Source organism: Desemzia sp. AGC72 (assembly GCF_057334175.1).
The window spans coordinates 447,618-460,169 of the sequence record NZ_JBHFIG010000021.1 but is presented as its reverse complement, the minus strand read 5'-3'; the positions used below and the strand labels follow the sequence as shown (position 1 = coordinate 460,169).

The 12,552-nt window shown below is 37.3% G+C and carries 13 protein-coding genes and 1 other annotated feature (1 of these 14 cut by a window edge); of the genes, 12 read left to right on the top strand and 1 reads right to left on the bottom strand.

Going from position 1 to position 12,552, the window contains the following annotated elements; all coding sequences use genetic code 11:
* Window positions 1-209: a binding site (T-box leader), on the top strand (it extends 5 nt beyond the left edge of the window).
* A 70-nt stretch (window positions 210-279) separates the two neighbouring features.
* The 3 genes from hisS to ACE025_RS11295 all read left to right on the top strand — a co-directional run bounded on the left by hisS (window position 280) and on the right by ACE025_RS11295 (window position 4,410).
* Window positions 280-1,608 carry a histidine--tRNA ligase gene (hisS, locus tag ACE025_RS11305; protein ID WP_485939850.1) on the top strand — a complete coding sequence of 443 codons (1,329 nt, stop codon included), beginning with the start codon at window positions 280-282 and terminating at the stop codon, window positions 1,606-1,608.
* 40 nt (window positions 1,609-1,648) lie between these two features.
* A complete protein-coding gene (aspS, locus tag ACE025_RS11300; RefSeq protein WP_485940105.1) occupies window positions 1,649-3,439 on the top strand; it encodes an aspartate--tRNA ligase in 1,791 nt (596 codons plus the stop codon).
* 68 nt (window positions 3,440-3,507) lie between these two features.
* Window positions 3,508-4,410 (top strand): deoxyribonuclease IV, encoded by a 903-nt coding sequence (locus ACE025_RS11295; RefSeq protein ID WP_485939848.1) that lies wholly within the window; start codon window positions 3,508-3,510, stop codon window positions 4,408-4,410.
* 112 nt (window positions 4,411-4,522) lie between these two features.
* On the opposite strand, the gene ACE025_RS11290 is transcribed toward ACE025_RS11295, so the two are convergent.
* On the bottom strand, window positions 4,523-5,374 hold the full coding sequence (locus ACE025_RS11290) for a pyruvate, water dikinase regulatory protein (RefSeq protein ID WP_485939846.1): 852 nt from the start codon (window positions 5,372-5,374) through the stop codon (window positions 4,523-4,525).
* Between the two features lie 158 nt (window positions 5,375-5,532).
* On the opposite strand from ACE025_RS11290, the gene ACE025_RS11285 reads away from it, so the two are divergent.
* The 9 genes from ACE025_RS11285 (at window position 5,533) to era (ending at window position 12,529) form a co-directional block, all read left to right on the top strand.
* The gene (locus tag ACE025_RS11285; RefSeq protein WP_485939844.1) at window positions 5,533-5,955 is read left to right on the top strand and encodes a Fur family transcriptional regulator; all 423 of its coding nucleotides are present in this window, start codon (window positions 5,533-5,535) and stop codon (window positions 5,953-5,955) included.
* A gap of 162 nt (window positions 5,956-6,117) precedes the next feature.
* Window positions 6,118-6,291, top strand: coding sequence for a 30S ribosomal protein S21 (gene rpsU / locus ACE025_RS11280; RefSeq protein WP_092479968.1), 174 nt, complete (start codon window positions 6,118-6,120; stop codon window positions 6,289-6,291).
* Between the two features lie 35 nt (window positions 6,292-6,326).
* Window positions 6,327-6,770: a GatB/YqeY domain-containing protein gene (locus ACE025_RS11275; protein ID WP_485939842.1), complete on the top strand. Its 444-nt coding sequence runs from the start codon at window positions 6,327-6,329 to the stop codon at window positions 6,768-6,770.
* A 281-nt stretch (window positions 6,771-7,051) separates the two neighbouring features.
* Window positions 7,052-8,056, top strand: coding sequence for a PhoH family protein (locus ACE025_RS11270; protein WP_485939841.1), 1,005 nt, complete (start codon window positions 7,052-7,054; stop codon window positions 8,054-8,056).
* A 19-nt stretch (window positions 8,057-8,075) separates the two neighbouring features.
* The gene (locus ACE025_RS11265) at window positions 8,076-10,265 is read left to right on the top strand and encodes an HD family phosphohydrolase (RefSeq protein ID WP_485939839.1); all 2,190 of its coding nucleotides are present in this window, start codon (window positions 8,076-8,078) and stop codon (window positions 10,263-10,265) included.
* A gap of 43 nt (window positions 10,266-10,308) precedes the next feature.
* Window positions 10,309-10,788, top strand: coding sequence for an rRNA maturation RNase YbeY (gene ybeY, locus ACE025_RS11260; protein ID WP_485939837.1), 480 nt, complete (start codon window positions 10,309-10,311; stop codon window positions 10,786-10,788).
* Window positions 10,769-11,164, top strand: coding sequence for a diacylglycerol kinase family protein (locus ACE025_RS11255; protein ID WP_485939835.1), 396 nt, complete (start codon window positions 10,769-10,771; stop codon window positions 11,162-11,164). Before ybeY ends, ACE025_RS11255 begins: the two co-directional genes overlap by 20 nt.
* Window positions 11,165-11,213: 49 nt before the next feature.
* Window positions 11,214-11,624, top strand: a complete 411-nt coding sequence (locus ACE025_RS11250; protein WP_485939833.1) for a cytidine deaminase — start codon at window positions 11,214-11,216, stop codon at window positions 11,622-11,624.
* The gene (gene era / locus ACE025_RS11245) at window positions 11,624-12,529 is read left to right on the top strand and encodes a GTPase Era (protein WP_485939831.1); all 906 of its coding nucleotides are present in this window, start codon (window positions 11,624-11,626) and stop codon (window positions 12,527-12,529) included. Before ACE025_RS11250 ends, era begins: the two co-directional genes overlap by 1 nt.
* Window positions 12,530-12,552 lie beyond the last annotated feature (23 nt).

The window sequence follows — 12,552 nt, the reverse complement described above, 5'->3', positions numbered from 1 at the left end:
CCCATTGAAAGAGAAAGTAATATTATTTTCCGTATCCTAAGAGAGAATTTTCGTTGGCTGAAAAAAATTCTGCGTGAAATAATGTGAAAGACACTCCGGAGGGACAGTAGTGAAAAGCTGCTGCGTCACGAGCGTTAATCGTAAAGGAAAGCTACACAGCTTTCAAAACAAGGTGGTACCACGTGCTGACAAGTTCACTCGTCCTTATTTTGCTCATGGCAGAATAAGGACGAGTTTTTTTTGTATAAAAAAGTGATTTATATAAGAGGAGAGAGAAATATGGGATTCCAAAAACCAAAAGGAACAGCTGATTTATTACCAGAAAATACAAAACAATGGCAATATGTAGAGGATACATTTAGAGCCGTATTTGCAGATTACCAATTCGAAGAAATCCGCACACCGATTTTTGAGAGCAAAGATTTATTTTCAAGGGGTGTTGGAGAGACCAGTGATATCGTTTCGAAAGAGATGTATATCTTTAAAGACAAAGGAGACAGAGAATTAGCTTTACGTCCTGAAGGAACGGCATCAGTTGCTAGAGCATTTGTCGAAAACAAGTTATTCGGTCCAGAACACGCTAAGCCTTATAAAGTTTATTATCAAGGACCAATGTTCCGTTACGAACGTCCTCAAAGCGGGAGAATGCGACAATTCCACCAAATGGGTGTGGAAGTGTTCGGCAGTAAAAATCCAGCAACTGATGTAGAAACGATTGCATTAGCAATGGATCTGTTCCAAGAATTGGGATTAGAGAGCTTAAAATTAGTCATCAATTCATTAGGAGATTCAGAAAGTCGATTAGCTTATCGCGAAGCGTTGATAGCTTATCTAGAGCCTCACTTTGAAGAATTGAGTGAAGATTCAAAAACTCGATTGCACAAAAATCCATTACGTGTGTTAGACAGCAAAGACAAAAAAGACAAAAAAATCGTAGCGAATGCACCTTCGATTTTAGATTATTTGAATGAAACTTCTAAAAAACATTTTGAAGTCGTTAAAGAAATGTTAGACGCTTTGGAGATTCCATATGTTATCGACAGCAATATGGTACGCGGGTTAGATTATTACAACGATACGATTTTTGAAGTTATGACGGAATCTGAAGCTTTTGGAAGCTTGACAACGATTTGTGCTGGCGGACGATATGACGGCTTAGTAGAAGAAGTCGGCGGACCGGCTACACCTGGTTTTGGATTTGGAATCGGGATGGAACGGTTATTGATGATTCTAGAAGCTGAAAACATCGAACTTCTTGAAGAAGAGGAATTAGACGCTTATGTAATCGGTATTGGAGAAGAAACAAACTTGGAAACATTGAAAGTCGTTCAAGCAATTCGTGCAGCTGGAATGTCTGCTGACCGTGATTACTTGGACCGAAAATTAAAAGCTCAATTCAAAGCAGCCAACAAGAAAAATGCTCGTGTGGTATTGACGCTTGGTCAAAATGAATTGGAACAAGGCGTGATCAACTTTAAAGTCATGAAAACAGGAAAAGAGTCTTCTGTTGAACTGGAAGAAATCTACGACGGCGATTTTGAAAAAATATTCAATTTAAAAGTTGCCGATATGACAGCATTTAACGAATTTTTCAAAAAAGAAGACTAAAATGGACTTAAAGAAGAGAAGAATAGAAGGGTTGATTAAAATGGCTAAACGAACAGTATATTGTGGCAAAGTCACTGAAGAACTAGTTGGAGAAGAAATTGTTTTAAAAGGTTGGGTACAAAAGCGCAGAGATTTAGGTGACTTAATATTTGTTGATTTACGTGACCGCGAAGGAATCGTTCAAATTGTTTTTAACCCTCATTTTTCTAAAGAAGCTTTAGAAATTGCTGAATCTATCCGTAACGAGTATGTGATCGAAGTAAAAGGGACCGTTGTAAAGCGTTCAGCTGGAATGGAAAACGATAAATTACAAACGGGGCGTGTAGAAATCGAAGCGCATCAAGTTGTGGTCTTGAACGAAGCAAAAACAACTCCTTTTTATATCGAAGATGGAGTATCGGTTTCTGATGAAAAAAGAATGGAATACCGTTATCTTGACTTGCGTCGTCCGGAAATGACAAAAAATTTGATTTTACGTCACCAATTGACTAAAACAGTTCGAAACTTTTTAGACAACCAGAACTTTATCGACATTGAAACACCTTATTTGACGAAATCAACTCCTGAAGGTGCAAGAGATTATTTAGTTCCTTCTAGAGTACATCCTGGACATTTTTATGCTCTTCCTCAATCACCGCAATTGTTTAAACAATTGTTGATGGGTGCAGGATTTGACCGTTACTACCAAATCGTTCGTTGTTTTAGAGATGAAGATTTGCGTGGAGACCGTCAGCCAGAATTTTCTCAAATCGATATCGAAACGAGTTTCTTAGAGCCTGAAGAAATCCAAACATTTACAGAAGAAATGCTGGCTAAAGTAGTCAAAGAAACAAAAGGAATTGATGTAACTTTACCGTTCCCACGTATGTCTTATGACGATGCTATGAACCGTTACGGAAGCGACAAACCAGACATTCGTTTTGAATTGGAATTGATCGCATTAGACGATGTGGTAAAAGATTCTGGATTTAAAGTGTTCAGTGGAGCAGTAGCAAATGGCGGCATGGTAAAAGCATTGAATGTTAAAGGTGCAGCTGAAAACTATTCTCGTAAAGATATTGATGCTTTAGGGGAGTTTGTCGGTATTTATGGAGCTAAAGGTCTTGCGTGGTTGAAAGTCGACGAAGAAGGATTAAAAGGACCGATTGCTAAATTCTTTAAGGAAGACGCAGAAGCTTTGATGGAACGTACTCAAGCTGAACCAGGCGACTTATTATTGTTTGTAGCAGATAAAGCATCTGTTGTGTATGACGCTTTAGGAGCGTTACGTGTGAAATTAGGAAAAGAATTGAACTTGATCGATCAAAGTCAATTTGCTTTCTTATGGATCGTTGACTGGCCGTTAGTAGAATATGATGAAAATGAAGACCGTTATACAGCTGTTCACCATCCATTTACTATGCCTGAAGCAGATACAGTACAATTCTTGGGAGATCAGCCAGAAAAAGTAAGAGCTATTGCTTACGATATCGTATTGAATGGTTACGAACTGGGTGGAGGATCTATTCGTATCCACAAACGAGACATTCAAGAAAAAATGTTTAAAACATTAGGGTTCACCAAAGAACAAGCAGAAGAGCAATTTGGATTCTTGTTAGATGCTTTGGAATACGGATTCCCACCGCATGGAGGAATTGCATTAGGGTTAGACCGTTTTGCTATGTTGTTAGCTGGGGAAGAAAATATCCGTGAAGTAATTGCATTCCCTAAAAATGGTCGTGCAGTTGACCCGATGGCTAAAGCACCTAGCATTGTAGAAGTGAAACAATTAGACGAACTGTCTATTCAAACCACTCAAATCGAATCAGACGAAGAAGCAGCTGGAGAATAAAACGAAGTTCTTTTTCGTAGAAAGTCTTTATGGTAGAAATAAGTGTTTAGAAAAGGCAGGAGAATAAAATGGTTTTGATTGGATCACACGTTTCAATGAAAGGGAAAGAGATGTTGCTGGGAGCTGCTCAAGAAGCGGCTAGCTACAATGCCTCTACTTTTATGATTTATACAGGAGCACCTCAAAATACGCGTCGTAAAGCTTTGGATGAAATGAATATTCCAGCTGGAGAAGCCTTTTGCAAAGAAAATGGCCTCTCTGATATTGTTGTTCATGCTCCGTATATCATCAACTTAGGCAACACTATAAAACCTGAAAACTTCGGGTTTGCTGTCGAGTTTTTAAGAGCAGAAATCGTGAGAGCAGAAGCTCTAGGAGCTACTCAAATCACTATGCATCCAGGAGCTCATGTCGGAGCAGGAGCAGAAGCCGCTATCCAACAAATCGTCAAAGGGCTGAATGAAGTACTACATCCTGGACAAACAGCACAAATTGCATTAGAAACGATGGCTGGTAAAGGAACTGAAATCGGGCGTTCATTTGATGAAATCGCTAAAATCATCGATGGGGTCACATTGAATGAAAAACTGTCCGTTACCTTGGATACGTGCCATACAAATGATGCAGGGTATAATGTGAAAGAAGACTTCGATGGCGTTTTGAATGAATTTGACCACATTATCGGATTAGACCGATTGAAAGTCGTTCATGTCAATGATTCTAAAAATCCAATGGGCAGCCACAAAGACCGCCATGAAAATATTGGTTTTGGAACGATTGGATTTGAAGCATTGAACAAAATTGTACATCATGAAGCGTTGACAAAAGTACCGAAAATTTTGGAAACACCTTTTGTTGGAGAAGACAAAAAGAACAAAAAAGCACCTTATGGACATGAAATCAATATGTTCCGTAAACAAGAATTCAATCCAAACGTACTGGATGACATCTTGAACGAAAGAGCATACTAGATTTTCGAAAAATAAAATGATGAAAAAACTCAGACCGTTGTCTCAGCTGCAATTAAAAGCTGGAAACAATAGACTGAGTTTTTTTGTGTTTACTTATACAATTAACCTGTTGTCAATTGTATTCTTCTAAGTGATTGTGTTTCTTTTTATCTAATTTCAACGTGCTGACGATGATCGCAGCTGTTTCTTCAATAGAACGTTTCTCTACATTGATGACGAGACAGCCTAATTTTTCATACAAATCATTGGAGAATTGCAATTCTCTTTCAATGCGTTCTTTATTGGAATAAGGTGTTTCTGGATTCAATCCATAAGAAATCATTCGTTCTTGTCGGATAGAGTTGATCATATCTAAGTTATTTGTCAAACCTACAATTTTTTTAGGATCTACTTGCCACAATTGCTCAGGAATATGAGATTCAGGAACAAGGGGTAAATTAGCTACTTTGTAGTTCAAGTTGGCTAAGAACATACTTAACGGTGTTTTAGATGTTCTGGAGATTCCCAGCAGCACAATATCTGCTTCCAAAAAGCCTTTAGGATCTCTTCCGTCATCGTACATAACAGCAAATTCTATTGCTTTGATGCGATCAAAATAAGTTTCATCCATTTCGTGTAAAGCACCTGGTTTATTTAAGGGTTTTACACCTGATCTTCTTTGGATTTCTCTCATAATGGGACTCAATAGGTCAACACAGTAAATGTTGTGTTCTGCACAATAATCAGAAGCTATTTTTGTCAAATCATCCGATACCAATGTGTGAAGTACCATTGCATCTTCAGCAGCCGCTTTTTCAAGAATCGAAAGTAATGTATCTTCACCTCTGATAAAAGGGTACCCGTGTAACTTGATGTCGGCTGAAGGGAATTGAGACATGGCTGCTTTCCCTAATGAGTTAGCTGTACCTCCTACCGAATCTGAAACGATATAAATATTTACTGGATGGTCATTTTCCATATCCATCTCTCCTTATTCTGTTTACTATAGAAGTAAGCCTTATTTTCTATTCTCTTTCAGTATAACGGATAAACGGGATAAAGCACAGAAAGAACTTGATTTACTAGAAGAGAGTGGTATAATTTAAATCGAAACGAGTACGTTTTAAAGGAGGCAAGTATCCTGTGAATGAAGTAGAAAACGCTATTGGAATTTTAAAAGACCATGGGTACAAATATACGGACAAAAGAGAACGTATATTAAGCTATTTTAACAAAGAAAATCGTTACATTACTGCTAAAGAAGTACAGCAGACTTTAAAAGTTAAATACCCTAATATCAGTTACGACACGATTTACCGTAACCTATATACATTTGTAGAATTAGATATTGTAGAGGAAACAGAATTAAACGGAGAAAAACTATTCCGTTTGAACTGTTCTCATTCTGGCCATCATCATCATTTCATTTGTACAGTATGCGGAAAAACCAAACGAATTGAAATGTGTCCAATGAACTTCTTTGAAGATCAATTAAACGGCTGTCAAATAAACTCTCATCGATTTGAAATTTTTGGGCAATGTGAGCAATGCTTACAAGCCAGTTAAAGAGCATGCGAAAATAAAAGTGTTTTTTTATTGAATATAGTTAAAGTCATATTGACGTAGCGAAAACGTTTAGATATAATGTAGTAGGACAGTTTGTTAATTATGCATTTTGTGCATATGAAATAACGGTTACTTAAATAGCACGGAGGGGGGTAATTGAATATGTCAAAAACAGTCGTTAAGAACAATGAATCTCTTGATGATGCTCTTCGTCGCTTCAAACGTTCCGTTTCTAAAACAGGTACTATGCAAGAAGCTCGCAAACGGGAATTTTATGAAAAACCTAGCGTAAGACGTAAGAAAAAATCTGAAGCAGCTAGAAAACGCAAGCATTAATCCTTGCAAGTATTTAGAATTGAGGTTGAAGAAGCGTGACTCTATTAACTACGATCAATGAAGATGTTAAATCAGCAATGAAAGCCAGAGATAAAGAAAAGCTTTCTGTATTGCGTATGTTGAAGTCTGCATTGCAAAACGAACAAATCAAAAAAGGCATGGAATTGAATGAGGAAGAAGAATTGTCTGTTCTTTCTCGTGAAATGAAGCAAAGAAGAGATTCATTAACGGAATTCAAAAACGCAGATCGTCAAGATTTGGTTGAGAAATTGGAAAATGAGATCGTCATTGTGGAAAGTTACATGCCTAAACAGTTAACTGAAGAAGAACTTCAATCAATCGTTCAAGAAGTAATTGCTTCTGTGAACGCAACATCCACCAGCGACTTTGGTAAAGTTATGGGTGCTATAATGCCCAGAGTTAAAGGCAAAGCTGATGGCAATGCAGTAAATCGAATCGTGAAAGAACAACTTTCTTAAAAAAGTTTATACTAGCGATTTTTAAAAGATGGTTTCGAATATTCATTCGAAGCCATCTTTTTTTGTGCTAATAATTCTATTATTTATCTTTGAAAAGGTTTTCTTTCTTATGAAGACTGATCTAGAGGTTATAAAGATAAAACTAGCAAAAAAAAGCAGCTTTTCCAATCAAAATATAAAAACATTCGTTAGAATCTCTTGATATAGTTGTTAGATACCTTCTTTTTACCGTTAAAATATGCTATGATTTGTATAAATAAAAAAAAGGAAGTGTTTGCCGATTGTCTGAACTTACAAATGAAACTCGTATACTAGAACTAAAAAATCCTGATAAAGCCATTAATCTTTTCGGTTCACAAGATAGAAATTTGACATTGATCGAAGAATCTATGAATGTGGTCATCAATACTCGTGGAGATAAGTTAGAGATTGTAGGATCTAAAGAAAACGTAGATTTAGTAAGTGAAATGTTTATCCAGTTGCAAGAATTATTGAAGACAGGTATACAGATCGGACAATCCGATATCGTTACAGCTGTAAAAATGGCTAACCGAGGCAATTTATCAAAGTTTATCAGTATGTATGAAGAAGAAATCGGTAGAGATCATGATGGCAAACCAATTCGGATAAAAACATTTGGACAACGGCAATACGTCCATTCGATCCAAAAAAATGACGTAGTTTTCGGCGTCGGACCTGCTGGTACAGGGAAGACCTACCTTGCAGTTGTCATGGCAGTTTCTGCATTGAAAAAAGGAGACGTCAAACGGATCATTATCAGTCGCCCAGCCGTGGAAGCTGGAGAAAGTTTAGGTTTTTTACCGGGAGACTTGAAAGAAAAAGTCGATCCTTACTTGAGACCAATCTATGATGCTATGTACAGTATTTTCGGTGCTGAGCATACAACTCGTTTGATGGATCGCGGAGTCATTGAGATTGCTCCTCTAGCTTATATGAGAGGGAGAACATTGGATGATGCGTTTGTTATTTTAGATGAAGCCCAAAACACAACCGTTCCACAAATGAAGATGTTCTTGACTCGTTTAGGATTTGGATCAAAAATGATTGTCAATGGCGATGTCACTCAAATCGACTTGCCTAGAGGAACGACAAGCGGTCTAGTGCATGCTGAACGGGTTTTGCGTTCTGTTAAGGGAATTAAATTCAGTATCTTCGACGCTGCAGATGTTGTGCGTCATCCTGTAGTAGCGAGTATTATTGAAGCCTACAGCGAAGAAAAGAAAGAATCATTGATCAATCAAGATATAGAAACTAAGAAACAATAAACAACAGAGGAGAATACACATGATGAAAGTGTTCACTATAGTGAAAAACAAATTAGGAAGTTTTTTTATTCCTTTGATCATGTTGTTGTTCTCCTCTATTTTGTTTGTCTTAATGTACTCAGGATTAAAGCCGGATGTGTTGGACATTCAGTTGTATGAAGTAGCAGATACAACGATACGAGCAAATTCAACCGTTGAAGATACTGCTCAAACAGAGATCAATCAAAAAATTGCCGCAGAAAACGTTGCACCTGTTTACAGTTTCAATTCGGAGTTAAAAAGTAAACAGCTGTCAAAGGTCCAGCTGTTGTTTGTTGCTATTGAAGAGATCCAAAAGCAAGAAAAAGCACGGGCAACTAAACCCGAAGATACTGACGAAGAAAATGATCCTGTTACTGTGGTAGAGGAAGAACCATTTACGACAGAAGAAAAGTACAGTCTCTTTCAAGAAAAAACCAACAATTTAGAACAAGCTACCAAAGAATTCATAGCTGAAATACCTGAATGGATCATTATAGAATTGTTGAATACACCCTCGGATACGTTGACTAATCTAAGTGATATAGTCACTACGATTACTTCTGAAAAAATGTCTGAGCCAATACGAACCGATCAAGTAAAAGAAACGATTGAAGATGCACAGGACACGATCCAATACAGCGACCTCGGTAGTTCCTATCAGCGAATAGGGTATCTGATTGTGGATCAAGCTATTGTTGAAAATAATATTTATAATGATCAAGCAACTGAACAAGCTAGACAGCAGGCTATGGATAATGTGCAGCCGGTAATGATCTTGCAAGGGCAAGTGATCGTCCAAGAAGGGCATGTGGTAGATAGTACAGATATCCACCAATTAGAATTGTTAGGTATGCTGGATGACGAACCGTCATATCAAATGTTGTACAGTTTAGTTGTTTTATTAGCAGCTCAGATCATAGGGATTTATTACATTACAAAGATTGAAATAACTTCGTCTGAAAAGATGACGAAGATTGTCGTGCTGTATAGTTTATTGGTTGTTGTCAGCGTAGCAATGATGAAAGGTTTGCAGCTTCTGCAGTTAGCAGGTATCAAAAATGTTGCCTTTCTTTATCCAGCAGCATTAGCTCCCATGCTGGCAAATGCATTTCTATCCAGTCGTTTCAGTTATTTTTTAAACAGCTTCCTGCCTGTTTTTTCTATTTTTGTTTTTGCAGACTACAAAGGCACCACCAGTGCATTGATCATTGCTGTAGTTTACAGCTTGAATGGACTATTTGGTGCATTCATGAGACAGAAAAAAGAGCAGAAAATATCTGGCAACTTACTTTGGTTAATGATAATAGGAAATGGTATAGTAATGTTGTCGATGGTCCTTTATCTAAACCAGCCTGTATTTACTGTCCAAACGCTTATGATGATCATTTATTCGATTCTAGGCGGAATCTTGTCTTATGTATTTTCAATCATGTTGATCCCTTATATTGATGTTTATTATGATGATAAGGCTGTACTAATCATGAATGAACTATCTAATCCGAATCAGCCTTTATTGAAATTATTGCTCACAAAAGCTCCTGGAACGTATCACCATAGCTTGATGGTGGCTAACCTAAGTTCCAACGCCGTAAGTGCAATTGGCGGGGACTCTTTATACACACGTGTAGCTTGTTATTATCATGATGTCGGAAAGCTGATGCATCCATTGTTTTTTGTAGAGAACCTTCCGAGCGGTATGGAAAATCCTCATAAATTATTGTCACCATACGAAAGCAGAGACATCATCTTAAGACATGTTTCTGAAGGTGTGAGAATATTAAAAGAAGCCAATATGCCTCAGTCGATCATTGATATTTGTGCGCAGCACCATGGAACAACATTGGTAAAATATTTTTACGCGGAAGCTAAAAAATCAGATCCAGACGTTAAAGAAAGCGACTTTCGATATCCAGGTCCTAAACCCCAATCAAGAGAAGCAGCGATTATCAACATTGCAGACAGCGCTGAAGCGGCTTGTCGTTCGATGTCTAATCCGACAAAAAAATCGATTGAAGATTTCTTGCATTCTCTGATTGCAGAGCGCTTTAAAGAAGGCCAATTTAGCGAATGTTCAATCACTATGGAAGAGCTGCACATTGTTGAAAATTCTTTAGTGGAAAGTTTAGTAGGGACGTTCCATAGTCGGATCGAGTACCCACAGTTTGAATCTACTAATGAAAAATCTTAAAGAAAAAAGGTAACTGAGAAATTTAAGGAGTTGGTCAAGTTTTATGGAATTAGATTTATTTGATGAAACAAATACGGTGTCTTCAGAAAAAACAGAACTAGTACGCACGTTATTGGAATTTGCTGCAAAAAAGTTAGAGCTGCCGGAAAACACTGAGGTCTCTGTCACTTTTGTCACGAACGAAAGAATCCAAGAAATCAATCGCGAATATCGGGACAAAGATCAGCCTACAGATGTCATCAGTTTTGCTTTAGAAGATGAGATGGATGATGAACCGGATCTCTTTTTAGGCGATTTTGAAGGAATGATTCCGAAAAATATCGGGGACATTATTATTTCAATCGACAGAACAAAAGAACAAGCTATCCAATATGGACACTCATTTCAAAGAGAACTCGGTTTTCTTGCCTTACATGGATTTTTACATCTAAACGGTTACGATCATATGGAACCGGAAGATGAAAAAGAAATGTTCGGGCTGCAAAATGAAATACTAAAGGAGTATGGTCTTGGACGAGAATAAAAAAAGCACTAAAAACCGAAGATACATTGATTCTTTTAAATATGCCTTTATAGGAGTCACCACTGTATTTCGTGAGGAACGAAATATGCGTACACATGTAATGTTAGGTTTTACAGCTATTTTATTGAGTCTTTTTTGCAATCTTACTACGATAGAATGGCTTTGGATGTTGCTGTGTGTGTTTCTAGTCTTTGTGATGGAAATTTGGAATACAGTCATTGAAAATGTCGTAGATTTAGTAGTAGACCATCATTTTCACCCCATAGCTAAAAAAGCTAAAGATATGGCAGCGGCAGCGGTATTATTGACGTCATTATTTTCTCTGATTGTTGGCGGAGTCATTTTGTTGCCTAAGATTTTTAGTTGGTTTTTATAAAATTATGTTTAATCCTATAAAAAATACTTATTCAAGGAGCTATTATTTCATGAAACCAAATGACACTGTAATTGAAACACTTATCCATGATGCAAATGCTATGTTGAACCGTGCGTACGTCCCTTATTCTCAATTTCCAGTAGGGGCTGCTTTAGTTACTAAAGAGGGAGAAATTTTTTCTGGCTGCAATATTGAAAATGCCTCTTATGGACTTTCCAACTGTGCTGAAAGAACGACTATTTTTAAAGCTGTATCTGAAGGAAAAAAAGAATTCGACTATTTAGTAGTAACTGGTGATACTGAAGGACCGATTTCTCCATGCGGCGCATGTCGTCAAGTGATGGCTGAATTCTGTCATCCTGATATGCCGGTTTTACTAACCAATAAACAAGGACATAAACACGAAACCACCATCAAAGAATTATTACCAGGTGCATTTCGATCGGAGGATATGGATTAATGAGTAAAAAAAATTATAAATCAGGTTTTGTTTCTATCGTAGGGAGACCTAATGTAGGAAAATCAACATTTTTAAATCGAGTTGTGGGTCAAAAAATCGCGATCATGAGTGATAAAGCTCAAACCACTAGAAATAAGATCCAAGGTATCTACACAACAAAAGAAGAGCAAATTATTTTCATCGATACGCCAGGAATCCATAAGCCAAGACACCGTCTTGGAGACTTCATGGTAGATTCTGCATTGAGTTCTTTCAAAGGTGTGGAAGTCATTCTCTTAATGGTCAATGCGACTGAAAAACGTGGTCCTGGAGATAATTTCATTATTGAGAAATTAAAAGACAGCTCAACCCCTGTATTTTTAGTTATCAATAAAATCGATGAAGTTCATCCAGATAAATTATTAGCGATCATTGAAGACTATAAAACCACTATGGATTATGCAGAAATCGTTCCAATTTCTGCAAAAGAAGGAAATAATGTTCAAACGCTATTGGCACAAGTCAAAAAATACCTACCTGAAGGACCACAATTCTACCCAGAAGACCAAGTCACAGACCATCCTGAATACTTTATCATTTCTGAATTGATTCGTGAAAAAGTATTGGAATTGACTCGTGAAGAAATACCGCATTCTGTAGCAGTAGTGGTAGAAGGTATTGAACGCAATGAGAACGACAAAGTACAAGTTCACGCAGCGGTCATTGTAGAACGTTCTTCTCAAAAAGGGATCATTATCGGTAAAGGCGGTAAAATGCTGAAAGATATCGGAATCCGTGCAAGAAAAGACATCGAAATACTACTTGGAGACAAAATCTATTTGGATTTATGGGTAAAAGTGCAAAAAGATTGGCGAGACCGTCAAACTAATTTACAAGATTATGGATATAGAAAAGACGACTATTAAATTGAGTTAAAAGGGAGTGGATG